The organism is Massilia sp. BAP21 (assembly GCF_057801335.1).
The window spans coordinates 200,829-224,542 of sequence record NZ_CM173596.1; the positions used below are offsets into that span (position 1 = coordinate 200,829).

The 23,714-nt window shown below is 66.5% G+C and carries 19 protein-coding genes; 12 read left to right on the forward strand and 7 right to left on the reverse strand.

Going from position 1 to position 23,714, the window contains the following annotated elements:
* Positions 1-143: 143 nt before the first annotated feature.
* From ACWYRN_RS00905 to ACWYRN_RS00930, 6 genes are read left to right on the forward strand one after another with little or no spacing between them, the layout of a single operon-like run.
* Positions 144-1,391 carry an efflux RND transporter periplasmic adaptor subunit gene (locus tag ACWYRN_RS00905; protein WP_488690681.1) on the forward strand — a complete coding sequence of 416 codons (1,248 nt, stop codon included), beginning with the start codon at positions 144-146 and terminating at the stop codon, positions 1,389-1,391.
* 19 nt (positions 1,392-1,410) lie between these two features.
* Positions 1,411-2,073 (forward strand): ABC transporter ATP-binding protein, encoded by a 663-nt coding sequence (locus ACWYRN_RS00910; RefSeq protein ID WP_488690682.1) that lies wholly within the window; start codon positions 1,411-1,413, stop codon positions 2,071-2,073.
* 9 nt (positions 2,074-2,082) lie between these two features.
* Positions 2,083-3,330 carry an ABC transporter permease gene (locus ACWYRN_RS00915; RefSeq protein ID WP_488690683.1) on the forward strand — a complete coding sequence of 416 codons (1,248 nt, stop codon included), beginning with the start codon at positions 2,083-2,085 and terminating at the stop codon, positions 3,328-3,330.
* Positions 3,330-4,529 carry an ABC transporter permease gene (locus tag ACWYRN_RS00920; protein WP_488690684.1) on the forward strand — a complete coding sequence of 400 codons (1,200 nt, stop codon included), beginning with the start codon at positions 3,330-3,332 and terminating at the stop codon, positions 4,527-4,529. The genes ACWYRN_RS00915 and ACWYRN_RS00920 overlap by 1 nt, the downstream gene beginning before the upstream one ends.
* Before the next feature lie 20 nt (positions 4,530-4,549).
* On the forward strand, positions 4,550-5,950 hold the full coding sequence (locus ACWYRN_RS00925; RefSeq protein ID WP_488690685.1) for a sigma-54-dependent transcriptional regulator: 1,401 nt from the start codon (positions 4,550-4,552) through the stop codon (positions 5,948-5,950).
* The gene (locus ACWYRN_RS00930; RefSeq protein ID WP_488690687.1) at positions 5,947-7,335 is read left to right on the forward strand and encodes a sensor histidine kinase; all 1,389 of its coding nucleotides are present in this window, start codon (positions 5,947-5,949) and stop codon (positions 7,333-7,335) included. Before ACWYRN_RS00925 ends, ACWYRN_RS00930 begins: the two co-directional genes overlap by 4 nt.
* 290 nt (positions 7,336-7,625) lie before the next feature.
* Here the strand turns inward: ACWYRN_RS00930 and ACWYRN_RS00935 are convergent, their stop codons facing one another.
* Positions 7,626-9,779: a S46 family peptidase gene (locus tag ACWYRN_RS00935; RefSeq protein WP_488690688.1), complete on the reverse strand. Its 2,154-nt coding sequence runs from the start codon at positions 9,777-9,779 to the stop codon at positions 7,626-7,628.
* 188 nt (positions 9,780-9,967) lie between these two features.
* Here ACWYRN_RS00935 and ACWYRN_RS00940 point away from each other — a divergent pair, with 188 nt between their 5' ends.
* Together ACWYRN_RS00940 and ACWYRN_RS00945 are read left to right on the forward strand one after the other, a co-directional pair.
* Positions 9,968-10,993 (forward strand): bile acid:sodium symporter family protein, encoded by a 1,026-nt coding sequence (locus tag ACWYRN_RS00940; protein WP_488690689.1) that lies wholly within the window; start codon positions 9,968-9,970, stop codon positions 10,991-10,993.
* A 201-nt stretch (positions 10,994-11,194) separates the two neighbouring features.
* Positions 11,195-12,451 carry a hypothetical protein gene (locus tag ACWYRN_RS00945; protein WP_488690691.1) on the forward strand — a complete coding sequence of 419 codons (1,257 nt, stop codon included), beginning with the start codon at positions 11,195-11,197 and terminating at the stop codon, positions 12,449-12,451.
* Between the two features lie 60 nt (positions 12,452-12,511).
* Here ACWYRN_RS00945 and ACWYRN_RS00950 read toward each other — a convergent pair whose 3' ends face one another.
* Entirely contained in the window at positions 12,512-12,883 is a 372-nt protein-coding gene (locus ACWYRN_RS00950; RefSeq protein ID WP_488690692.1) for a hypothetical protein, read from the reverse strand.
* Positions 12,884-13,298: 415 nt separating this feature from the next.
* Between ACWYRN_RS00950 and ACWYRN_RS00955 the strand changes: the two genes are divergently transcribed.
* Positions 13,299-13,775 (forward strand): hypothetical protein, encoded by a 477-nt coding sequence (locus ACWYRN_RS00955; RefSeq protein WP_488690693.1) that lies wholly within the window; start codon positions 13,299-13,301, stop codon positions 13,773-13,775.
* 144 nt (positions 13,776-13,919) lie between these two features.
* Here the strand turns inward: ACWYRN_RS00955 and ACWYRN_RS00960 are convergent, their stop codons facing one another.
* Both ACWYRN_RS00960 and ACWYRN_RS00965 read right to left on the reverse strand, forming a co-directional pair.
* Positions 13,920-17,501 carry a M1 family aminopeptidase gene (locus ACWYRN_RS00960; protein WP_488690694.1) on the reverse strand — a complete coding sequence of 1,194 codons (3,582 nt, stop codon included), beginning with the start codon at positions 17,499-17,501 and terminating at the stop codon, positions 13,920-13,922.
* A gap of 9 nt (positions 17,502-17,510) precedes the next feature.
* Positions 17,511-18,434, reverse strand: a complete 924-nt coding sequence (locus tag ACWYRN_RS00965; RefSeq protein ID WP_488690695.1) for an ABC transporter ATP-binding protein — start codon at positions 18,432-18,434, stop codon at positions 17,511-17,513.
* Positions 18,435-18,732: 298 nt separating this feature from the next.
* Between ACWYRN_RS00965 and ACWYRN_RS00970 the strand changes: the two genes are divergently transcribed.
* Both ACWYRN_RS00970 and ACWYRN_RS00975 read left to right on the forward strand, forming a co-directional pair.
* Complete coding sequence (locus ACWYRN_RS00970) at positions 18,733-19,614, forward strand: SPFH domain-containing protein (RefSeq protein ID WP_488690696.1); 882 nt, start codon at positions 18,733-18,735, stop codon at positions 19,612-19,614.
* Between the two features lie 28 nt (positions 19,615-19,642).
* Positions 19,643-19,828 (forward strand): type II toxin-antitoxin system antitoxin, encoded by a 186-nt coding sequence (locus tag ACWYRN_RS00975; protein WP_488690697.1) that lies wholly within the window; start codon positions 19,643-19,645, stop codon positions 19,826-19,828.
* Positions 19,829-19,836: 8 nt separating this feature from the next.
* Here ACWYRN_RS00975 and ACWYRN_RS00980 read toward each other — a convergent pair whose 3' ends face one another.
* A complete protein-coding gene (locus ACWYRN_RS00980) occupies positions 19,837-20,679 on the reverse strand; it encodes a hypothetical protein (protein WP_488690698.1) in 843 nt (280 codons plus the stop codon).
* Positions 20,680-20,992: 313 nt separating this feature from the next.
* On the opposite strand from ACWYRN_RS00980, the gene ACWYRN_RS00985 reads away from it, so the two are divergent.
* Positions 20,993-21,955 (forward strand): SDR family oxidoreductase, encoded by a 963-nt coding sequence (locus ACWYRN_RS00985; RefSeq protein WP_488690699.1) that lies wholly within the window; start codon positions 20,993-20,995, stop codon positions 21,953-21,955.
* A gap of 1 nt (position 21,956) precedes the next feature.
* Here the strand turns inward: ACWYRN_RS00985 and ACWYRN_RS00990 are convergent, their stop codons facing one another.
* Both ACWYRN_RS00990 and ACWYRN_RS00995 read right to left on the reverse strand, forming a co-directional pair.
* Positions 21,957-22,130 carry a hypothetical protein gene (locus tag ACWYRN_RS00990; protein WP_488690700.1) on the reverse strand — a complete coding sequence of 58 codons (174 nt, stop codon included), beginning with the start codon at positions 22,128-22,130 and terminating at the stop codon, positions 21,957-21,959.
* 176 nt (positions 22,131-22,306) lie between these two features.
* The gene (locus ACWYRN_RS00995) at positions 22,307-23,707 is read right to left on the reverse strand and encodes an efflux transporter outer membrane subunit (RefSeq protein ID WP_488690701.1); all 1,401 of its coding nucleotides are present in this window, start codon (positions 23,705-23,707) and stop codon (positions 22,307-22,309) included.
* Positions 23,708-23,714 lie beyond the last annotated feature (7 nt).

The following is a 23,714-nucleotide window of genomic DNA, read 5'->3' on the forward strand; positions in this document are numbered from 1 at the left end:
GCGCAAGGATAAGCAACTGTCCGGAACCGGACACCAGTGTTCGCAGGCGGTCAGCGGGCGCCGCCACAGCCCGGTGCGTACGGGGCAAACCGGGCTGGCACGGCCCTTGCAATAAGGAAGACAAGACCAAGCACACCTTCACCATGGACCAGGCCCTCGCTCCCGATTTCATCCGCCGCCGCCGGCGCATCCGCATCGCCCTCGGCATCCTGCTGCTCGCCGCCATCGTGGCCGCCTGCTGGGGCATCAACCGCCTGCTGCGGCCGAGCGTGGCCGCTGCCGACATCATCGTCTCCACCGTGCGCAAGGGCGACGTCGCCAGCACCGTGAACGCCTCCGGCATCGTGATCCCGGTGCACGAGGAAGTGGTGGCCAGCCCGGCCGCCAGCCGCGTGGCCAAGGTCCATGCGAAACCGGGCCAGCAGGTGCAGGCCGGCCAGCTGCTGCTGGAACTCGACGACCGCGAAGTGCGCCTCGCCCTCGAGGCCTTGCAGGAGCAGCTGGCGCAGCAGGAAAACCGCGTCGCCCTGCTGAAGGTGGAACTGGACCAGAAGCACAAGGCGCTCGCCAGCAGCATCGAATTGCTGGAACTCGACCTGCTGTCGGCCAGGGCGCGCCAGGAACGCAACCAGAAGCTGCGCCAGAGCGGCCTGGTCTCGGGCGAGGATTTATTGGCCTCGGAACTGAACGTGAAGCGCACCGAGATCCAGCTGCGCCAGCAGCGCGAGCAGATCGCCGACAGCCGCCGCGCCACCGCTGGCAGCATCGACGCCGCCAACCTGCAAAAGGCGATCCTGGCCAAGCAGATCGCCCAGCAGGAACGCCGGCTGGCGCAGACGAAGGTAGCCGCACCCTGGGCCGGCATGCTGACCTCGCTGGTGCAGGAAGAAGGCGCCAGCGTGGCCGCCGGCCAGCTGCTGGCGCGGGTGTCCGAGATGAACAACTACCGCGTCGAGGCGACCTTGTCCGACTTCCATGCGCGCCTGCTGGTGCCCGACCAGAAGGTGCGCGTCGAGCAGAACGGCGAGGTGCTGGCGGGACGCGTGCACACGATCCTGCCCGAAATCCAGAACGGCACCGTCAAGCTGCTGGTCGACCTCGATCAGCCGCACAACCCGCTGCTGCGCAACAAGATGCGCGTCGACGTCAACATCGTCACCGAACAAAAGACCGGCACCCTGGTGCTCGATGCCGGCGCCGCCTTCAACGGCAGCGGCCCGCAGCCGGCATTCGCAGTGCGCGACGGCGTGGCGCGCAAGACCACGCTGCAGCTGGGTGGCGGCGACGGCAGGCTGGTCGAAGTGCTGTCCGGTGCGCGGCCGGGCGAGCGCTTCATCGTGTCCGACACCAAGGCCTTCAAGGATCTCGACAGCATCCGCATCACCAACTGAATTCAAACGAGGGACAACCATGATCCGACTGAACAAAGTCAGCAAGACCTACCGCACCGACAAGGTGGAAACCCTGGCCGTGAAGGAAATCGACCTGCACGTGCAACAAGGCGAATTCGTGGCCATGATGGGCCCCAGCGGCTGCGGCAAGAGCACCCTGCTCAATCTCATCGGCCTGCTGGACCGGCCGGGCGCGGGCAGCATCGAGGTCGACGGCATCCCGATCACGCGCTACCGCGACAAGCAGGTGGCCAAACTGCGCAACAGCACCTTCGGCTTCATCTTCCAGAGCTTCCACCTGATCCCCGATTTGCGCGTGATCGACAACGTCGAGCTGCCGCTGCTGTACCGGTCGATGCCCGCCGGCGAGCGCCGCCGCCTGGCCGAGGAAGCACTGGAAAAGGTGGGCCTCGGCGCGCGCATGGACCACTTCCCGAACCAGCTCTCGGGCGGCCAGCAGCAGCGCGTGGCGATCGCGCGCGCCATCGTCGGCCAGCCGCAGGTGCTGCTCGCCGACGAGCCGACCGGTAACCTCGACAGCAAGATGGGCGCCGAAGTCATGGACATCCTGCTCAAGCTGAACGCCGAGGGCACCACGGTGGTCATGGTCACCCACGACGAGCACGAGGCGCGCCGCACCAGCCGCATCGTGCGCGTGTTCGACGGCCAACTGGTCGCGTAAGGAGTCGCCATGCTTCGCAACTACCTGCTCACCGCGTGGAAGGTCTTCATGCGCCGCAAGCTCTTCACCGCGATCAACCTGGTCTGCATCGTGCTCACCCTGGTGGTGCTGATGGTCGTGACCTCGCTGCTGGAAACCGCCTTCCGCCCGTCCGGGGTCGAAGGCAAGAGCGATCGCTTCCTGCAGATCGTCATGATGCGCCTGGACAGCCCGGACGGCAACCGCGTCAGCACCATGCCGCTCGGCTTCAAGCTGATCGAGAAGTACCTGAAGCCGATGCCGGGTGTCGAGCGCGTGGCCGCGGTGACCCTGCCCACCGGCGCCGCGGTCTACCAGGGCGAGCGCGTGAGCGAGCTGCAGATGCGCCGCGCCGACGCCGACTACTGGAAGATCCTCGATTTCACGCTGCTGGCCGGGCGCCTGCCGAACGCCGCCGACGATGCCGCCGGCCGCATGATCGCGGTGCTGAACGCGAGCACGGCGCAGCGCCTGTTCCCCGGTGCGCCCGCGCTTGCCATCGGCCAGCGCATCGACGTCAGCGGCCAGCACTTCGAGGTCGTGGGCGTGGTCGAGGATGCGATGCACGTGAACGCCTTTGCCGACATCTGGGCGCCGATCAGCACCTATGCGTCCTCGGACTACCGCAACCAGATGAGCGGCATGTTCGTGGCCCTGATCCTGGCCGAGCGCGCCGCCGACCTGCCGCGCATCCAGCGCCAGGTGGAGCAGATCGCGAAAAGCGTCGTCCACGACGACCCCAAGCAATGGAAGAGCACCCGCTTCTGGGCCGACAGCAAGCTCGATGTATTCGCACGCATTACGGTCGGCAACAACGAGACCTTCGATTCCGGCGCGGGCAAACTGCTGGCCCTGATCGTCGCGGCGATGCTGGTCTTCATGCTGCTGCCGGCCCTGAACCTGGTCAACCTGAACACCGGCCGCATCATGGAGCGGCGCGTCGAGATCGGCGTGCGCAAGGCCTTCGGCGCCACCAGTTCGCAGCTGGCGATCCAGCTGGTGGTGGAAAACGTGCTGCTTTGCCTGGCCGGCGGCCTGCTGGCCCTGGCCGCCACCGCCGGCGTGCTGGCCTGGCTCGAGCACATCCAGCTGATCGACTACATGCGCTACGACCTGAACCTGGCCGTGTTCGGCTGGGGCATGCTGATCGCCACCGTCTTCGGCCTGGTCTCGGGCGTGCTGCCCGCCTGGAAGATGTCGCGCCTCGACCCCGTCCACGCCCTGAAGGGAGCCATCTGATGTTCCGCCATCTGCTGAAACTGACCTGGAAGCGCAAGTCCAGGAACCTGATGCTGAGCCTTGAAATCCTGCTCGCGTTTGCCATCGTGTTCGGCGTTGCCGCGTTCGGCGCGCGTTACCTGCAGCTGTACCGCATGCCGCTCGGCTTCGAGGCTAACGACGTCTGGTCGGTGTCGATCCAGGCCGCCGACAACGGCAAGGAGCGTTTCGACGCCGCCGTCTACGACACGCTGCGGCGCGGCCTGGCCGAGCTGCCGGAGGTGAGCGCCAGCGCCTTTGTCAACCACGAGCCCTACGCCATGTCGACCTATGCCGGCGACATGCGGCGCAGCGCCGGGGCGCCGCAAATACAGACCGAAATGATCGAGACCGACGATGCGCTGGCCGGCGTGCTCGGGCTGCGCCTGAGCGAGGGGCGCTGGTTCTCCCAGCTCGACAACGGGAGCGCGGCGCGGCCGGTGGTCATCAACCGCCGCATGGCCGACGCCATGTTCCCCGGCGAACGCGCGCTCGGCCAGCAGTTCATCGACGGCGAAGGCGACAAGCCGGGCACCAGCTACCGCGTGGTCGGCGTGGTCGAGGATTTGCGGCCCAAGGGCGAATTCGATGCGCCGGTCAACTTCGCCTTCCTGCGCTTCGAGCCGGGCAAGAACGAGGGCGACATCCGCACCATCGTGTTGAAGGTGAAGCCGGGCACCGGGCGCGATTTCGAGAACCGCCTGGTGCGCCGCCTGAAGCTGATCCGCAACGACTGGGCCTACCAGGTCACGCCGCTGGCCACGCTGCGCAAGACCATGCTGCACACGCGCGCCACGCCGCTGGTGCTGGTCTCGGTGATCGCCGCCTTCATGCTGGTGATGGTCGCCTTTGGCCTGTTCGGCGCGCTGTGGCAGAACACCACCGCGCGCATTCCCGAGATCGGCCTACGTCGCGCGATCGGCGCCAGCGCCGCCGGCATCTACCGCCAGATCGTGCTCGAACAGTTCATGCTCAGCTCCATCGCGATCGGGCTCGGCCTGGCCCTGCTGGTGCAGTTGCCGCTCACCGGCGTGCTCGGCGAAAGCCTGAACTGGGCGGTCTTTGCGGCGGCGGCCGGCCTGTCGATGGCGGTCATCTATCTGCTATCCTTGCTGTGCGCCCTGTACCCGGGCTGGCGCGCCAGCCGCCTGAGCCCGACCGAAGCGCTGCACTACGAATAACAGAAAAGAGACTCACCGAGATGGAAGCATCACGCACTCCGCGCATCCTGGTCGTCGACGACGATGGCGCGGTCCAGGTGTCGCTGGCCCTGCTGCTCAAGCAATCCGGTTTCGACGCCGCCTGCTGCGACGGGCCGGCGCCGGCCCTGGCCCTGCTGGCGCGCGAACCCTTCGACCTGGTCCTGCAGGACATGAACTTTTCGCTGCAGACCAGCGGCGCCGAGGGCCTGGCCCTGCTGGAAGCCATCCGCAAGCAGCATCCGCAGCTGCCGGTGCTCCTGATGACGGCCTGGGGCTCGATTGCGCTGGCGGTCAATGGCATCAAGGCCGGCGCGGCCAACTTCTTCACCAAGCCCTGGGACAACGCCCAGCTGGTGGAACTGGTGCGCGCCACGCTCGACCTGGCCGGCGCCCCGGCCGGCGGCCCCACGCGCGCGGCGCTCGACAGCGGCTTCGACTTTTCCGCCATCGTCGGCGAGCATCCGAAGCTGCTGCGTGTGCTGGCCACCATCGGCCAGGTGGCGAAGACGCGCGCGCCGGTGCTGATCCTGGGCGAAAGCGGCACCGGCAAGGAGCTGGTGGCCGACGCCATCCACCGCAACAGCCCGCGCGCGGCAAGCCCCATCGTCAAGATCAACATGGGCGCGATCACGCCGACGCTGTTCGAGAGCGAGATGTTCGGCCACGTGCGCGGCGCCTTTACCGATGCGCGCAGCGATCGCAAGGGCCACATCGCCGCGGCCGAAGGCGGCACCCTGTTCCTCGACGAGATCGGGGAACTCAATCGCGGCGACCAGGTAAAACTCCTGCGCGTGCTGCAGGACGGCCGCTACCAGCCGGTCGGCGCCAGCCGCAGCGAGCAGGCCGACGTGCGCGTGGTCTCGGCCACGAACCGCGAGCTGGCCGAGCTGGTGGCGGCCGGAGAATTTCGCGAAGACCTGTTCTACCGCCTGAACCTGATCACCATCCGCCTGCCGCCGCTGCGCGAACGGCGCAGCGACATCCCGCTGCTGGCGCGCCACATCGCGGCGAGCGTGGCCGACAGCTATGGCCTGGGCGAGGTCGGCCTGAACGCCAGCGCGCTGGAGTGGCTGGGCGCCCAGCCCTGGCCCGGCAACATCCGCCAGCTCAAGCAAACCCTGGAACGCACCCTGCTCCTGGCCGGCAAGGCGCAATTGACGGGCGCCGACTTCGCGGCCGGCCAGCATGATGAAACGGGCAGTCCAGGATCGACAGCGCGCCTCGGCGTGGACGGCATGACCCTGGAACAGGTGGAGCGCCACATGATCGAGCAGGCGCTCGACCAGCACGGCGGCAACATCACGCGCGTGGCCAAGACGCTGGGCCTGTCGCGCACCGCCCTGTACCGGCGCCTCGAACGCCACGGCCTGGCCGAACCCGGCGCCGAGGACGGCGCGTGACGCTGCGCCTGCGCCTGGGCGCGTATCTGCTGGCGCTGCACCTGCTGCTGTTCGGCGCCGCGGCCTGGCTGCTGATCGGCCGTCCGGTGTGGTTCGTCGCCGCCGAAGCGCTGCTGCTGGGCAGCCTGGTGCTGGGCTTTGCGCTGCTGCGCCGTGCGCTGGAACCACTCGGCTATACGCGCCGCTTCCACGACCTGCTGCAGGACGGGCACTACGCGAACCGCCTGGCGGCTCCTGGCTCGCGCGAGCTGGAAGAACTGGTCGCCATGTTCAATACCATGCTGGCGGCGCTGCACCGCGAACGCCTGGCCGCCGGCGAGCAGCAGGGTTTTTTGGATCGCCTGCTGGAAGCGACGCCGGGCGCGGTGCTGGTCTTCGATTTCGACGGCGCCGTCAGCCTGGTGAACGCCAGCGCCCTGGCCCTGCTCGGCATCGAGCGGCCGCAAGGCCATGCCCTGCCCGACTGGCTGGCCGGCGCCGCGCCGCTGGCGCGCGGGCTGGATGCGCGGGCGCGCGAGCGCAGCCTCGACCTGATCGCCCAGCTCGACGCCCTGCCCCTGGGCGACAGCCGCCTGCTCACTGACCTCGAAGGCCGTCGCTACCGCGCCCAGCGCGGCCAGTTCTACGACCGCGGCTTTGCGCGCCACTTCCTGATGGTCGAGGAACTGACGGCGGAACTGGAAGACTCGGAGCGCGCCACCTACGCCAAGCTGGTGCGGGTGCTGGCGCATGAGGTGAACAACACGGTGGCTGCTACCCGTTCCGTGCTCGATTCGCTGCTGTTCTACCGCAGCCAGCTGAACGAGTCGGATGCCGCCGATTTCGCCACCGCCATCGAGGCCGTGAAACGGCGCAACCTGAGCCTGGGCGAATTCATCGACCGCTTCACGCGCGTGGTGAAGATGCCGGCGCCGGAGCTGCGGCCGGTGCGCATGAAAGAGATGGTCGACGACATCCTGTGGCTGAACCGCGAGCAGTGCGCCAGCCGCGGCATCACGCTGCGCTGGCGCCGCTGCGACGAGGTGCCGCCGGTGGCGCTGGATGCGCAGCTGATGGAAGGTGCGCTGCTGAATATCGTGAAGAATGCGATCGAGGCGGTGGCGGCAAGGCAGGCGGCCGGGGTCGCGGGCGGGCATGTGGAGCTGTCGCTGGAACGCGATGGCGACGGGCTGGTGCTGGCGGTGTTCGACTCGGCCGACCTGCTGGGCGAAGTGCCGCCGCGCCAGCTGTTCACGCCCTTCTTCAGCACCAAGCAGGGTGGCCAGGGGATCGGGCTGATGTTCGTGCGCGAGGTGTTGATGCGGCATGGGTTTGCTTACACGCTGGCCTCCACGGGCCATGGCGAGACGCGCTTTGCGATCCGTTTTACGGCCCGGGACGTGTGACTCGGGCCCGGGACATGTGACGTACGGTGGGCACCCCGTGCCCACGCGGTACGCACGTATCCTTGCACCGCTGGCGGCACCGACTCGCTCGCGACATGTGCAACGGCCACGACATTTGTTCGATTGCCGTGTCCATCGCATACTTCGCGAGCGAACATTCACCGCTAGAGGTGCAAGGACACGCGCGTAACCGCGTGGGCACGGGGTGCCCACCGTACGGGTTAGTGTCAACCCATGAAAAACCGCGGCGGGATTGCTCCGGCCGCGGTTCTTGAACACTCAATCCCGGATTACTTCTTCGGGTACTTGATTGTCATTTCCTTGAGCAGGTTATCCGCTCCGTCGACTTCCTTCATCACCCACAGCATGTAGCGGATGTCGACGTGGATGGCGCGCGTGATCGCGGTGTCGAAGTACCAGTCCTTGGTGATCGACTCGTAGGTCGAGTCGAAGTTCAGGCCCACCAGCTCGCCGCGCTTGTTCATCACCGCCGAACCGGAATTGCCGCCGGTGGTGTCGGCGCTCGACAGGAAGTTGACCGGCACGGTGTTCAGCACCGGGTCCTTGAACACGCCGTAGCGCTTCTCCTGCACCGCCTTCGTCAGCGCCGCCGGGACCAGGAACGGGTCCTTGTCCGTGGCTTTCTCGACGATGCCCTCGACCGTCGTGAACGGCCCCTTGACCAGGCCGTCGCGCGGCGAATACGGCGACACGGTGCCGTAGGTCACGCGCAGGGTCGAGTTCGCGTCAGGGTAGACTGGTTTACCCTGCGACTTCTTCCAGGCGATGACGGCGGCCATGTATTGCGGGATGGTGCGGTCCAGGTTGCCGTCGATGTCCTTGCGCGCGTCTTCCAGCTTGGTGGCGGCGTCGTTCAGGCGCACGGCCAATTGGATGAACGGGTCGTTCGACTTGCGGAAGGCGTCCACGTCCTTGCCGATCCAGGCCAGGCGCTTGGCGGTGTCGGCCAGTTCGGTGTTCTTGTAGAAGGCGTCCAGGCTGTCGGCCTTGGGCATCACCGCGTGCAGGCCGGCCGGGCGCAGCGTCGCGTCGTCCTTCATGACCGGGCTGGCGGCGGACCAGCGCGTCAGGCTGGCGCGCCAGCGGGCCTGGTCCACTTCCGGCACGAAGGATTGCTCCAGGCGGGTCAGGCGCGCCTTGATGAACGACAGGTCGCGTTCCTGGTAGCCGGATTCACGCTGGGCGTCCGGCTTCTGGCGCTCCAGGGCCAGGCGGTACAGGGTACGTGCGCTTTTCAACAGGTCGCTGTTGGTGGCTTCAAGATATGCCGCTTCGTTGCGCGAGAGGTTCATGTCCATCTCGATCCAGGTGTCGAGCTGGCCGAGCAGGTCGGCGCCGCTGCCGTTCTTCGCGTACCAGGCGCGGAACTCGGCGTCCTGCACGTCCTTGATGGCGGCGATGTCCTTGCGCGCGAAGCCGTCGAGCAGGCCCTGCGTTTTCTTGAGCACGTTGTTCAGGCTCTTGGCCACGCTGGCGTAGCGCACTTCCCAGGCGGCGTTGCCGCGGGTAGCGGCGGCGATCACGTCGAGGTCGGCGGTGATGGTCTTGACCTTGGCCGGATAGTCGACGTCGCGCGCGAAGCGGATTTCCGACGGCAGCTTGTAGCGGCTGGTGCGGCCCGGGTAGCCGGCCAGCAGGATCGGGTCGCCGTTCTTCAGGCCTTCGGCGGACACCACCAGGAAGTCCTTCGATTTGTACGGCACGTTATCCGGCGAAGGGTCGGCGGGGCGGCCATCCTTGCCCACGTACGCGCGCAGGAAAGTGTAGTCGCCTGTCTGGCGCGGCCACTCGTAGTTGTCGATGTCGCCGCCGAAGTTGCCGATCTTGTCCGACGGCGCGTACACCAGGCGCACGTCGCGGATCATCAGCTGCTTGATGCGGTAGTACTCGAGGCCGCGGTGGAAGGCCGGCACCGAGCAGCGGTAGGCCTTGTCGCTCTCGCATTCGGCGATCAGGGCCTTGATGCGCGAGGAAATCGTTTCGCTGCGTTCGCGCCCGCTCATGTTCGCGCCCAGGTCCTTCAGCACGCGGTCGGTCACGTTCTCGACCTTCTCGGTCACGTAGACCAGCGAGTTCGGGCCGCCCGGCAGTTCCTCGGCGCGGGTCTTGGCCAGGAAGCCGTCGACGATGTAGTTCTTTTCCGGGGTCGAGTTGCGCTGGATGGCGCCGTAGCCGCAGTGGTGATTCGTGACCACCAGGCCGTCCGGCGACACGAAGGAGGCCGAACAGCCGCCCAGCGACACGATGGCGCTCATCGGATGCTTCGACAGATCGGCCAGCTTCTCGGCCGGGATGGTGATGCCGATGCGTTTCAGTTCGGATTTCAGCTGCGGCAGCTGGTGCGGTTGCCACTGGCCTTCGTCGGCGACGGCGTGTGCCGCGACGCCAAGCAAGGCGACCGGCAGGACGATGGATTTGAACAAGGTAAGACCCCGGTGAATGAAGACAAGCGGCGAGTATAGCTCGGCTGTCGGAGGGCGAAAACGGTTTTTTTTGCGGTCAATACGGGCTCCGTGCGCCGCGTGCCTGCGCCGGGGCCGGCTCGCACGCCTCAGCCACAATCTGGCTAGAATAGGCGTTTGGCCTGGGGCCGGCATCACGAAAGACCGACATGGGACGCGTCAAGACCCTCCTCTCCTCCACCGCGCACAAGCTCGCGATCGAACCCTACACCGTGGCCCTGCTCGGCATGGTCGTCCTGGCCAGCTTCCTGCCCGCCAGCGGCGGGGTAGCCGACGCCCTCGGGAATGTCACCACCTTCGCCATCGGCCTGCTGTTCTTTCTGCACGGCGCCAAGCTTTCGCGCGAAGCGATCGTCGCCGGCATCCTGCACTGGCGCCTGCACCTGCTGGTGCTGGCCTCGACCTTCGTCATGTTCCCGCTGATGGGCCTGGCCATCAAGCCGCTGGCCCTGGGCCTGCTCACGCCCGACCTGTATCTCGGCATCCTGTTCCTGTGCGTGCTGCCGTCGACCGTGCAGTCCTCGATCGCGTTTACCGCCATGGCGCGCGGGAACGTGGCGGCGGCCGTGTGCAGCGCCTCGGCCTCGAACTTCCTCGGCATCTTCGTCACGCCCTTGCTGGTGGGCGCATTCATCGTGCAGGGCGCGGGCGACGCCGGCTTCGGCTGGTCGCAGGTGTGGGCGATCGTCGAACAGCTGCTGCTGCCCTTCCTCGCCGGCCAGTTGCTGCGCCCCTGGATCGGCGCCTTCATCGACCGCCACAAGCCGGTGCTGCGCTACGTCGACCAGGGCTCGATCCTGCTGGTGGTGTACACCGCGTTTTCCGAGTCGGTCACCGAAGGCCTGTGGCAGCACATTTCCGGCGCCACGCTGGCCGCGCTGCTCGGCGTCTGCGCGCTGATGCTGGCGATCGCCCTGGGCCTGGCCACCTGGACCAGCCGCCGCCTGGGCTTCTCGAAAGAAGACGAAATCACCATCGTGTTCTGCGGCTCGAAGAAGAGCCTGGCGACTGGCGTGCCAATGGCGAAGGTGCTGTTCGCACCCTCGGCGCTGGGCATGATCATCCTGCCGGTAATGCTGTTCCACCAGATCCAGCTGATGGTGTGCGCGGTGCTGGCGCAGCGCTGGGCGCGGCGGGCGGAACAGCCTGCCGCCGTTCCCGCGGAAATGGGCTGATGGCGGCGCAGGCAGGCCGGCACAGCGCTGCCCGAAAGCGACAAGTTCGCTGGTTCACACCAAGAGTTCCGGTAAAAGAGCGGCCAGATCAAGGTTATTGCTTAATGACCTGAGACAGCGCAAAGAGGCTTTTGAAGTAAATTGTCATGTAGGCGAAATCTGTCAGGCTTCAGCGAAGGTGCAGGCCAGATGGAGGCTGTCATGCCAAGAGAACTTGATACTGAGGCAACGCGGGAAGAACGTTTCGCGGTCGTGACGCGCCGCGTGTGGTACGCGGTCTGGAAAATCGTGCTGCCCGGTGCGATCCTGGGCGTGGTCTTCATGCTGCTGGGCGAGGTGACCAAGCCGCACATCGAGGTCATTCCCGCGCTGCTGGCCGAACTGGGCACCGGTTTCATCGTCGCCTGCATCGCCGTGTTCGGCTACGAGTACCTGCGCGACGTGTCGGGTGTCATCGAGGAGCAGGACGAATTCCGCCGCCAGGTGGCGCTGTTCAAGGAAATCAACGAACGCGCCGCCGACCAGGCGCTGAACGACGACCTGCTCAGGGTGCTGAACCATCCGAAGCTGACGGGCGAACTGGTGGCGACCGTCCAGCAGGCGGTCGAGATCAATGCCCGATCCCGTGCCATGCATGCCGAGCCTGACCGGGCCGGCGCTGCGGGACCGAATATCCTGCACAGCAACGCCTGCCTGAATCTGCTGGCGGACCTGACACACGACTCGCTGACTTTTGCCGAGACCCTGAATCTGTTCCACGAAGACGTTTCCAACCGCTATGTCTCGCCGGGCGGCCACGACTACAGCCTGCCCGACCCGCGCGAAGTGGCGGGCAAGGTGCTCAGCACGCTGCTGTCTTCGCTGGAGAGCGGCGACCATTACAAGTCGGTCGCCAACGTCCTGTTCTACGAACATACGCTGATGGCGATGTTCGAACACGCCGCCGCGGCCGCGTGCGACAGGGGCATCGTCATCCAGCGCCTGTTTAACGTGAGCAATTTCGAACAGGGCGCGCTCAGTGCGCAGCGGTTCCAGGCCTGCCGGAACATCATCCGCGCCCATTGCTCCTTGCAGAGACGGATCGAGGCGAAGCATCCCGGCGGCTACCAGATCCGGTTCTACGGCAGCGCGCTGGGCGACTTCGTCCACGAACAGTACAACCCGGTGAACTGCCCGCACCTGGCCGCACTCCCACGCTCGTATTTCGGTTTGTTCTGCAAGAATAAGCAGAACGCGACCCTGCTGTTCTTTGCCCGGGAACCGCAGCGCGCCTCGCGCGTGTGGCTGGCCTACCGCGACCAGAGCGACCCCTCCGAGGCCTATTTCGACCAGATGTGGAAGGTCGCCGCAACGGCGCCGAACCCCTTCGCCGGCGACCAGTTCGATCCCGGCTGGCTCGCCCCCACCGTCGCCCGGCTGCAAGCCGCCCGCGACCAGGGCGAAGCGGCCGGCATCTGAACAGCGGGGATCAAGTCCGACATCCGGACACGAGCCCGGCCGTCGATACAGGCTGGCGGCCTAGACCACGTATCCGGCGCCGCAATGGATGCAGGCAAAGCGCTTCCTGCGCACCACGCTCGTCACCACGCCGGCCCACCCTGCCGCGCGCGATTGCGAAAGCGAGGCCGGGTGCGGCGCCGCAAAGCCCTGGATCGTCGGGTGCTTGCCGCAACCCGGACAGCGGTGCAGCAGGGCCAGGACAATGTGTACCGCGCCGGCCAGGAACATCCCCCACAAGGCCAGCCGCGCGGCGCCGCCAAGCGCAGGGGCCATGAAGGCGCTGATCCACCAGAGCAGCACCGCCGCGGCCATGAACGACCAGGTCACGACGACGCTGGCGGCGTCGGCACGCAGCAGGCGTGCCTGCGGATACAGTGGCAAAGTATTCATGAGTAATTTCAATAAAATTGGGCGCTGATTCATTACTGGCGGAACTGAAAGCCAGGGCTCTGCGCATGCCTGGCTCGCCGCGCTTCATCGAGGAAAACGCCACCGCTCCACCCGGACGGCGCTTCCTTCCCCGGCCATGTCGCGTCGGTTTTCGGTTTCGCGGCGCACAAGGCATTTGCCACGAATTTTCCGCTCGGGAGCGCTCTGGCGTGCAGCGCTTTCAAGCGTTTTTCCTTTCAAAGCGAGGTCGGCGGACCCGTTCGTGCGTCCGCCATCGCGTCGCCCCAGTATAGTCGAGAGTAAATTGATATCAAAAAGAAAGGCCTTCATGCGTAAGCCACTATTACTTGGCATGCTCGCGCTGTTGAGCGCATGTTCGAAACAAGCACCGCCTGCCGCGCCTGCCGGCACTGCAATGCCGCAAGAAACACCGGTCGCAGCGACACCCGCGCCGGCGAATGCGTCGACGAGCTTGCGCGCGGATGGCGTCGGCGCCATCCGCTTCGGCATGACGCTGGAACAGGCGCAGCAGGCCGCCGGCAGCAAGGCCGCCTTGCCCGAGCCTTTCGACCCCGCCTGCAGCATGGTGCGCTTCGCGTCCCTGCCCAAGCTGCGCTTCATGGTCGAAAACGATGTCGTGACGCGGGCCGACGCCGAACCCGGCATCGAGAACGCCGTCGGCGTGCCGTTCGGCGCCACGCTGGCGCAGATCCGCGCCAAGCATCCCGCGGCCGAGGTCACGCCGCACAAGTACGACGAAAGCGGCCACTACGTGAGCTTCCCGGGCGCCGACGGCCGTTCCGCCATCATCCTGGAAGTCACCGGCGACAAGGTGACGAAGATGCGCGCCGGCCTGCAACCGGCAGTCGCCTACGTCGAAACCTGCGGCTAGTCCGGCGAAACGGCGTGGCCGGGCAGGACACCCCAGCCCGGGCGCGGCCTCGTCCACCCGGCCCATGCGATCGGCACAGGCGCTGCCGATGATGGCGCTACAGCAGAGGCCGTGTCCGGATGTCGCGACCTGCCCCCGCTGTGTTCAGTCGATACTGACTTCCTTGCGGTTGTCGCGCGACACGCGGTCGATCATCTTGTTGTACGGATCGACGCCGACTTCGAAGGGCTGCTCCTTGACGGTCACGGTCACCACCGGGTCCTCGCCAGAGAGCGCACGCTTGTCCAGCAGCAGTACTTTCTCGTCGGCTTCCTTGGCCCCCTTGGCGCGGGCGAACACGCCGATTTCCACGGGCTCGTCGTAGGCGCGCACGGTTTCCTTGCCCTTGCCGTCGGCTTCCATCTTCGCCAGGTGCAGCTTCATCGTCACGTCCCACTGGCCGTCGCTGCGCTTTTTCGCGCTCGCTTCGAGCACGCGGTTATCGTAGAAGACGATCTTCTCGAACAGGTCGGCGATCAGCGCGTGCTTGGCGGGCGGCGCTTCGGCGCGAATATAGTCGAGCAGTTCGGCGGAGGTGGTGAACGGCGACTCCTGGTAGCCCTTGTCCTGCAGGAAGCGCTTCAGGGCGCGGTTCAGCGCTTCCTCGCCGATCTCGTCGCGCAGGCGGTAGAACACCAGGCTGCCCTTGCGGTAGTGGATGTAGGCCTGGTTCTCCACGCGCACGAGCGGCAGTTCCTCGATCAGTTCGCCGCCGCGCGAGCTCAGGTAGCGATCGAGTTCGTAGCGCAGGAACTGGCGCATCTGGCCGCGGCCGTATTCCTTCTCCATCACCATCAGCGCCGAATACTGCGACAGCGATTCGATCAGCATGCTCGCGCCCTGCACGTTGGCGGCCGTCACCTGGTGGCCCCACCACTGGTGCGCCATCTCGTGCGCCGTCACGTAGAACACGTAGTCCAGGTCTTCCTTGTCGCGCAGGTCGGCAATGAAGCCGATCGATTCCGAGAACGGGATCGTGTTCGCGAACGACTGGGCGAAGCTCGCGTAGTTCGGGAACTCCAGGATGCGCACCTGCTTGTGCTGGTAAGGCGTGAACTGGGTCGTGAAGTAGTCCAGCGCCTTCTGGGTGCCGGCGATCATGCGGTCGACGTTGTAGGCGTGCTTCTTGTCGTGGTAGATCTCGATCGGGATGCCCTTCCATTCACCCTTCTTCACCTGCCAGTCGGCCGACAGGTAGGCGAAGAACGGCATCATCTTCCGGTCCATCTTGTACCGGTAGTAGTTGCGGCCGTTTTCGGTCCAGGTCTTTTGCAGGTAGCCCGGCGCCAGCGCGATCTGGCTGCCGGTCGTCGACACCGTGGTCTCGAAGTTGATCCAGTCGGCGTCGGCCCCGAACATCGAGTTGGCGCGCGCCGCCTGGTCTTCCAGCTTGGCCATGCGCTCGGGTTCGCCCAGGCCGCGCTTGCGGCGCTCGTTACGGTCGGTCAGCTCGAAGTCGCTCTGGTAGCCGACCAGCGGGAAGAAGGCGCGGTTGTTGAAGAAGGTGCCGTTCAGGTTGATCGTGTCGGGCGTGCCGCCATTGGTGAAACCCGGACGGCGCACGTCGACCACGAAGTCCAGCGGCAGGCGTCCACCGGGCGGCAGGGCCTGGGCCAGCTTGACGATGCGGAAGCCGAACTTCCTGTCGTCCAGCTCGACCTTGTGCGCGGGCAGGCTTGAAAAGGTGGTGCTCACGTCGGCGTTGGTTTGCAGGCGCAGGGTGTCGAGCGGCCGGTCCGTCTTGTTCTCGAGGAGGTAGTGGCCGCGGATCGCGACGCGGCGCTGTTCAGGATAGATGTCGACGTCGGCGCGCACGTCGGTGATCTTCGCGTGCGGCAGGTCCTTGTACTTGCGGTAGGTCTTCTCGTAGTCGGCCTGCTTGTCCATCGCCACGTCGCCGGCTTCGTAACGGGCCAGGGTGTTCGTGTTGTGGAAGATCCAGGCACCGACGCCGGCAAAGGCGATGCCGCAGGCGGCCAGTGCCGCACCGGATGGCCCTTTCAGGCGGCGGGCCGCGGTGCGCACGCGGGTACGCCAGTCGAGCGACAAACCGCGCACCCAGAAGGCCTGGGCCACGATCAATGCGCTCACCACGAACAGGGTCCAGTACAGCGCAAACCAGGCCCAGCCCGTGAGGAAGTGGCCGTAGCCGTTCATGTCCGAATACGGCGTTGCCGGCAGGCCGGCGATGTTGTACAGGTTGTGGTCGAGGTGCATGACGCCGGCGACGACCTGCCACACCATGAACACGATCATCAGGCCGTAGCCGATGAACTTGTTGTCGGTGACGACTTGCAGGACGATGGCGATCAGGCCCATCAGGATGAAGGGAACGCCTGAAATCAGCATGCCCTTGACGTACAGGCCGGATTCGACCGGCGCGCCGCCGCGCACCAGCTGGATCGCGATTGCGGCCAGGATGCCGGTGAACAGGAAGGCCAGCACCACGCCGACCAGCGCCAGGCACTTGGCCACCAGCGGCGCCCAGTTCGGCACCGGCATGGCGTCGTTCACGTCCGCGATTTTTACTTGCCGTTCCTTGAAAATCAGTTCGCCCGCATAGAAGGTGACGATGATCAGGAGCAGGAAGGTGAAGCTGCTGTTCAGGACGTCGAGCATCATGGCGGTCGTCGCATACACGTCGGTGCCGAAGATGCGCCCCATCTGGCTCGCACTGCCGACCATGTTCAGCACGCCGAGCAGCAGCATGACCAGGAAAGGCACGCTCCTGAAGACGGCGGCGGCGTCGAAGGCGAAGATGTGCCAGCACTGGGTCCAGCGCGTGGCGGCCGTGAAGCGTGGAGTCGTGCGTGGCAGCGCCAGGTGGGTCGGCAAGGGCGCGCTCGCCGCCGGCGCTTTCGCCTTGCCGAACAGGCGCTTGCCGGTGCCCGCACGCTGCGGCTTGAACAGCACCAGGGTCAGGCCGAACAGCGCCAGCGCCACGCCCGCCCACAGCACGCGATTGGCGAGGATGTAGCCGCCGAAGTCCGGCAGGCCGGCGTTCGCATCGGCGGTGGAGAAGTAGCGCGTGGCACGGCTCAATGCGCGCACGCCGAAGGGGTCGGTGAGCACCGCGATCCACTCGTTGTCGATGTTCGAGGTGAAGCTGCCGGCCACGATCCACAGCACGAAAAAGGCCAGCACGCCCACGTACACCATCAGGATCGAGCGCGTGGTCGCGGCCAGCAGCATCAGCAAGGCGCCGATGAAGAACAGGTTCGGCACCACGATCACGCCCAGCGACCAGAGGTAGGCGCCGCCGGCAAACGGCCCGACGCGCGCGGCGTCGACCCAGGGCATCAGCGGGCCGAGCATCATGCCGCAGATGATGATGGCGAAGATGAACAGGCAGGCCACCAGGCCGGCGACGAAGCGCCCGCCCAGGTAGTCGTGCTTCTTCATCGGCGTGGCGAACAGCATGTCGGCAATGCCGACTTCGCTGTCGCGCAGCACGGTGCCGGCAATGAAGATAGTGACCACGAACATCGAGATCAAACTGAACACGCTGAGCAGCTGGGCGATGACCAGCGGCGCATTGCGGTTCACGTTGCCGATGGCGCCGCCGACCTGGATGGCGTCGGTGGTGGTGGCGCCAAAGGCGAATGCGCCGAACAGCAGTGCGCAGACCCAGAGCAGGGGCTGGCGCAGTTGCGTGCCCAGCTCGAAGGCAAAGAATTCCCTGAACATGGCCGCTCCTTATGCCGTGACCGCTGCATTGGCCGCCGGCGCGGCGGCCTTGGCCTGCGCGGCGCGGCCGGCATTGCGGATCTGGAGGAAGTACACGTCTTCCAGGTCCGGCTCGACGCTCGTGAAGCCGTCGTCGGGCTGCGACTCGGCATACACGTTGATCTGCGGGCGGCCGGCCACCAGGCGCGTCGACAGCACGTTGAAGCGTTCCTGGTATTGCGCCAGCGCGTCCTGGCTGACGGTGCGGCGCCATACCCGGTTCTTCAGCGTGTCGATCGCGGCTTGCGGCTCGCCCTGCAGCAGCACGGTGCCCTTCGCGATCATCGCCATGCGCGGGCAGAGGTCGGTCACGTCCTCGACGATGTGGGTCGACAGGATGACCACCACCTGCTCGCCGATCTTGGCCAGCAGGTTCAGGAAGCGGTTGCGCTCGTCGGGGTCGAGGCCGGCGGTCGGCTCGTCGACGATCACCAGGCGCGGCGCGCCGAGCAGGGCCTGGGCGATGCCGAAGCGCTGGCGCATGCCGCCGGAATAGGTGCCGAGGGCGCGCTTGCGCGCGTCCCACAAATTGGTTTGCTGGAGCAGCGCCTCGACCGCCTCCTTGCGCTCGCCCTTGTGCGTCAGGCCTTTCAGGACGGCGAAGTGGTTCAGCAGCTTTTCCGCACTCACCTTGGGGTACACGCCGAAGTCCTGCGGCAGGTAGCCGAGCTGGCGCAGCAGCCCCTCCTTGTCCCGCAAGACGTCGATGCCGTTGAAATGGATGCTGCCGCTGTCGGGGTCCTGCAGCGTGGCGATGGTGCGCATCAGCGAGGACTTGCCGGCGCCGTTCGGTCCGAGCAGGCCGAACATGCCGTTCGGGATCTCGAGACTGACATCGTTGATGGCCTTGACGCCGTTGGCGTAGGTCTTGTTGAGCTGCTTAATTGATAACATCGTTGATAGCATCGGCGATGACATCGGCTGTTTCTCCAGGTAGTTTGGTCGTTCGGCGCCCTGCTCCGCCAGCGCGGACCGGGACTATGTTTTGTTATCGATAATGTAGCGTTAATAAAATGCAAGGTCTGGGGATTGTGACGGGCTGCACAAAGGCGCAGCTGAGCCGCAGAAATCGCGGAATATGCACGCCTGCGCCTGGATAGTCCGGCGTCAAGGCAGTCCAAAATCTTTCTTGACGAAAAGGAAAAGAGATCTTAAAGTGATATCACTTTTAGATCACATCGGAGACCCGGATATGTCCACCCAAGGAATGGCATCGCACAAGCGCCAGGAAACCCCGCTCGCCTCGCTGAACGGCTACATGGCATTCGCCGGCGGCCTGCTGGCCATTGTGGCCGGCGGCCTGCTGCTGCGCGCGGCGGGGCCGATCGGCATCCTGCTGGTGCTGCTGGGCATCGTCGTGCTGGCCGGGCTGTACATGCTGCAGCCGAACGAAAGCGTCGTGCTGACCCTGTTCGGCCGCTACGTCGGCACCGACCGCAGCGAAGGCCTGCGCTGGGCCTTCCCGCTGTACCGCAAGCACAAGCTGAGCGTACGGGCGCGCAACCTGAACATCCCGACCCTGAAGGTGAACGACAAGCGCGGCAACCCGGTCGAGATCGCGGCCGCCGTGGTGTGGCGCGTGCGCGATACGGCGCAGGCCATGTTCGAGGTCGACAGCTACGAGCGCTACGTGGCGGTGCAGGCCGAAGCGGCGCTGCGCCACCTGGCTTCGCAATATGCCTACGACGAAGGCGAAGACCTGGCGCCCGGCGAAATGACCCTGCGCGGCGGCGCGGCCGAGGTGGCGCTGGCGCTGCGCACCGAGCTGACCGAGCGCTTCGAGGCGGCCGGCGTGGAAACGGTGGACGCCAAGCTGACCCACCTGGCCTACGCCCCGGAGATCGCGCAGGTGATGCTGCGCCGCCAGCAGGCGCAGGCCATCATCAGCGCACGCGCCCAGATCGTGCGCGGCGCGGTCGGCATGGTGGAAGAAGCGTTGAAGGGGCTGGCCGAGCGCGAGATCGTCGAACTCGACAGCGAGCGCAAGGCGGCGATGGTGAGCAACCTGCTGGTGGTGCTGTGCTCGGACCGCGAGACCCAGCCGATCGTGAACACCGGCACCCTGTATCAATAAGGCCTGGGGCAAAGCAAAGGCAAATCGGATGGCAAGTCCCGGCAAAAAATCCTACCCGCTGCGCATCGATCCCGCCCTGTGGGAGCAGCTGCAGCGGCTGGCCGCCAACGACCTGCGCAGCGTGAACGCGGAGATCGAGTTCCTGCTGCGCGAAGCGCTGGCGCGGCGCGGCATCCGCGTCACGCCAGTCGCACAGCAGGACGACGGCGAATAACAGTCAGGTCAGAAGCGGACCTTGACGAAGGCCGATGGGCCGGTCAGCTTCAGGTCGAGGTCGGCGCTGCGCTCGCGGTTGCGGTGCAGGTCGATCTTCTGGATGCCGTAGTCGGCGACCAGGCTGACGTTCTTCGCAAAGGCCCATTCGACGCCGGCCGAGCCGTTGTACACGTGCCCTTCCACCGAGCCGCCGTTCTTCTTGATGCCGCCGGCTTCGGCGAACAGGCGCACCTTGTCGTTGAGGGCATGGCGCCACGACAGTTCGACCGTCGGCGCCCAGACGTTGTCGCTGGCCGAACCCGAACCGCTCCAGGAATAGTTCTCCACCGGCGCCGCGGCGCTCACGTTGGCCTCGCCCGAACCCGAGATCTTGGCGCGCAGGTAGGCGGCGCCCAGGCCCACGCCAAAGGCGTTCTTCTCTTTCCCGAACCAGTATTTGTAGGCCAGGCGCGCCATTTCCACGCGCAGCTTGGCGTTCGCGGTGATGGTGCCGCTGACCGGACGGCCCTCGTACTCGGTGTCGCCATCGACCGTGGCGCCGTAGCCCTTGCTGAAGCGGAAGTAGTCGAACGAGAGGCCGTGGCTGTCGCCGAACAGCAGCTCGGCTTTCACGCGCGGCAGGGTTTCGTGACCGATCTTCTCGTCGGGCGTGTCGACGCGGCCGTAGCGGGTGTCGCCGCCCAGGTGGATCTTCGGCTCGGCGTAGAAGGCGCCGGCCGACAGGCTCATGCGGTCGAGCGCAGGCGACATCTGCGCCTGGGCCATGCCGGCCGCGGTGGCGCCGAGCAGGATGGCGGCTTTCAGGATGGTCAGGGATGGACGGGCAGCAGGCGTGACGAGGCGGGACATGGATTCTCCGATGAATAAAGTGTTGTTCAGGTTTGCCCGCCAGACCATGTCTTGACGCGGCAGTACTTTATTATCGCCAATGTCACAATAACAACGCACACGATTGCTGACTTGAGGGTCAGTAGACCGTATCACGGTCGCGTTCGTGACCGAATATCAGACCCGATCCTCGCTCTTCCTCGCGCCTGGTCGATCAAAGCGTGCGACCAATAATCCGCCATGTAGGCACCATGCCCTGCATGCGTTTTGTTTCTGTCCAGCTTATGCCCGGCGGCAATGTGGCCGGCTACACCATCCGAGAAAGGACCACACGATGAATCAGAAGAACCTGCGCGTCGTTATCACCGGCGCGTCCAGCGGCATCGGCGCCGCCACCGCGATTGCCTTTGCCCGCCAGGGCGCACGCCTGGTGCTCGGCGCGCGCGGCAAGGCGGGCCTGGAAGACATCGCCTGGCGCTGCCGCGAAGCCGGCGGCATGGTCGAGACCAAGGTCGTCGACGTCACCGATGCCGATGCCGTGGTGCGCTTCGCCGCCAGGGCGCACGAGACCCTGGGCAGCATCGACCTCTGGTTCAGCGACGTCGGCATCGGCGTGGTCGGCAAGTACCACGACGTGCCGCTGGACGACCACCGGCGCGTGGTCGAGACCAACCTGCTCAGCCACATGCACGACGCCCACGCCGTGCTGCCGATCTTCCGGCGCCAGGGCCACGGCATCTGGGTCAACATGATCTCGGCGGGCGGCTTCATCGCTTCGCCGTATGCGGCCGCCTACTCGGCCAGCAAGTTCGGCCTGCGCGGCTTCAGCGAAGCGCTGCGCGGCGAACTGCGCGACCAGCCGCACATCCACATCTGCGACGTGTACCCGACCTTCGTTGACACGCCCGGCTTCGAGCATGCCGGCAATTACACGGGCGCCCGCCTGTCCTACCCGCCCGGCGTGCTGGACCCGGAAACCGTGGCCGACGCGGTCGTCAAGCTGGCCCACAAGCCGCGCGCCACCACCGTGATCGGCGCGCCGGCCTCGATGCTGAAACTGGGCGAACTGGCCTCGCCGGCTACCAGCTCGCTGATGGGCCGCTTCCTCGATTCCTGGAGTCGGCGCGCGGACCGCACCAATAACACCACCGGCAGCATGTACAAGCCGCCGCGCAGCGCGGACGGCATCCACAGCCACGGGCTGCGGCCGCAGCCGCAGGGGCATGCGAAGCTGGCTTTGGGCGCGGCGCTGGTGGCGGCGGTGGTCGGGGTGCAGCTGGCGCGGCGGCGGTCCTGAGCTAGGTTTTTGTCGTAGCGTCCGTGCCTGCGGTTGGCGGCACGGGCGCCGGTTCTGCCCTGGTGTCTACCACCAGCACGGTCGCCTGCGGTTTGGCGGCCTGCTTCTGCTGCACGACCTGCACGGCGACGGCGCGTCCATCGACGACCGGCCGGGGATGGCGGAAATTGAACATGGCAGACTTTGCGTTGAGTGAATGTCAACGCAAGGTGGTCATGAGGCCGCGCTTTTCAAGGCTTTGTAGGGTGGGCTCTTGAGCCCACGCGGTGCAGCGTGTGCATAGCGTTACGGTGTGCATAGGTACGACAGCGTGGGCTCAAGAGCCCACCCTACGGTAAACCACTGGTCCTCTTACGGCTGATCGCCCACTTGCCAGCCGCCCCCCAGCGCCTGGATCAGCGACACCGCCACCGTCTGCCGATCCGCCTGCACCTGCAGCAGCGAGCGGCGCGCGTTCAGCGCCGTCACCTGTGCCTGCACCACTTCCGTATAGCTGACCTGACCCGCCTTGTACTGGTTCAGGATCTGCTGCTCGACCAGGTTGGCCGCTTCGGCCGCCTGGCGGCGCAGGTCCTGCTGCTGGGCCAGCACGCGCGTGGCGGTCAGCTGGTCCTCGACGTCGGCAAAGGCGGTGAGCACGGTCTGGCGGTAGCGCGCGGCTGCCGCCTGCTGGCGCGCCTCGGCGCCGGCCACGCTGGCGCGGGTGGCGCCGGCGTTGAAGATGGTCTGCGCCGCCGACAGCCCGAAGGACCAGGCCGCGCTCGATGCCGAGAACAAATCCGACACGCGGCTGCCCACCGTGCCACCGGACGCCGACAGGGCGATGTTCGGGAAGTAGGCCGCGCGCGCGATGCCGATGTCGGCGTTCGCCGCGGCCACGTCGCGCTCGGCGGCGGCGATATCCGGACGGCGCTGCAGCAGCGTCGACGGCACGCCGACCGGCACCTCCGGCACCTTTACGCGCCATTCGGGCAGCGGCGCCAGCGTGAACTCGGCCGGCGCCCGGCCGAGCAAAATCGCGATCGCATGCTCGGCCTGGGCGCGCTGGCGCACCACGCTCAGTTCGTCGCTGCGGGCGCTGGCCAGCTGGGTCTCGGCCTGCAGCACGTCGGTGCGCGCCACGATGCCGACGTTGAAGCGGTTGCGGGCGATCTGCAGCACGCGCTCGTAGCCTGCCACGGTGTCCACCAGCAGTGCGCGCGTGGCGTCGAGCTGGCGCACGGCGAAGTAGTTGGCGGCCAGTTCGCCCTGGGCCGACAGGCGCGCGCTGGCCAGGTCGGCCGCCGTGGCGGCGGCGCTGGCCTCGGCGCCGGTGACGCCTGCGCGCAGGCGGCCCCAGACGTCGGGCTCCCAGCTGCCGCCCAGGTTCAGGCGGTAGCCGGTATCGGCGCCCTGCCCGCGCACGCCGGAACGGTCGCCGCTCAACTGCAGGTTCAGCGACGGGAACAGCGCCGCGCGCTGCTGCGCCACCAGGGCGCGCGCCTGCGCGTAGTTCGCCACCGCCACCGCCACGTTCTGGTTCGAGACCTCGACGCCGGCGGCCAGTTCGTTCAGGATCGGGTCCTCGAACAGCTGCCACCACGGTCCCCGTTCCAGCGTGTCGGCGGGCGCCGCCGGCACCCAGCCGGCCAGTTCCTTGAAGGCCGCCGGCGCCGGCGTACTCGGCACCTGGTAGGCGGGGCCGACGCTGCAGCCGGCCAGGCTGGCGGCAAGCATCAGGAGGGACAGGCGGAGGAGCTTCGGTTGTCGCATAGGCTTG

Coding starts and splice junctions, on each gene's coding strand:
- ACWYRN_RS00920 (WP_488690684.1), top strand. CDS start 3,330: ATGTTCCGCCATCTGCTGAAACTGACCTGGAAGCGCAAGTCCAGGAAC.
- ACWYRN_RS00950 (WP_488690692.1), bottom strand. CDS start 12,883: ATGAATACTTTGCCACTGTATCCGCAGGCACGCCTGCTGCGTGCCGAC.
- ACWYRN_RS00980 (WP_488690698.1), bottom strand. CDS start 20,679: ATGTCCCGCCTCGTCACGCCTGCTGCCCGTCCATCCCTGACCATCCTG.
- ACWYRN_RS00995 (WP_488690701.1), bottom strand. CDS start 23,707: ATGCGACAACCGAAGCTCCTCCGCCTGTCCCTCCTGATGCTTGCCGCC.
- ACWYRN_RS00915 (WP_488690683.1), top strand. CDS start 2,083: ATGCTTCGCAACTACCTGCTCACCGCGTGGAAGGTCTTCATGCGCCGC.
- ACWYRN_RS00970 (WP_488690696.1), top strand. CDS start 18,733: ATGTCCACCCAAGGAATGGCATCGCACAAGCGCCAGGAAACCCCGCTC.
- ACWYRN_RS00965 (WP_488690695.1), bottom strand. CDS start 18,434: ATGTTATCAATTAAGCAGCTCAACAAGACCTACGCCAACGGCGTCAAG.
- ACWYRN_RS00945 (WP_488690691.1), top strand. CDS start 11,195: ATGCCAAGAGAACTTGATACTGAGGCAACGCGGGAAGAACGTTTCGCG.
- ACWYRN_RS00975 (WP_488690697.1), top strand. CDS start 19,643: ATGGCAAGTCCCGGCAAAAAATCCTACCCGCTGCGCATCGATCCCGCC.
- ACWYRN_RS00940 (WP_488690689.1), top strand. CDS start 9,968: ATGGGACGCGTCAAGACCCTCCTCTCCTCCACCGCGCACAAGCTCGCG.
- ACWYRN_RS00960 (WP_488690694.1), bottom strand. CDS start 17,501: ATGTTCAGGGAATTCTTTGCCTTCGAGCTGGGCACGCAACTGCGCCAG.
- ACWYRN_RS00905 (WP_488690681.1), top strand. CDS start 144: ATGGACCAGGCCCTCGCTCCCGATTTCATCCGCCGCCGCCGGCGCATC.
- ACWYRN_RS00910 (WP_488690682.1), top strand. CDS start 1,411: ATGATCCGACTGAACAAAGTCAGCAAGACCTACCGCACCGACAAGGTG.
- ACWYRN_RS00955 (WP_488690693.1), top strand. CDS start 13,299: ATGCCGCAAGAAACACCGGTCGCAGCGACACCCGCGCCGGCGAATGCG.
- ACWYRN_RS00985 (WP_488690699.1), top strand. CDS start 20,993: ATGAATCAGAAGAACCTGCGCGTCGTTATCACCGGCGCGTCCAGCGGC.
- ACWYRN_RS00925 (WP_488690685.1), top strand. CDS start 4,550: ATGGAAGCATCACGCACTCCGCGCATCCTGGTCGTCGACGACGATGGC.
- ACWYRN_RS00990 (WP_488690700.1), bottom strand. CDS start 22,130: ATGTTCAATTTCCGCCATCCCCGGCCGGTCGTCGATGGACGCGCCGTC.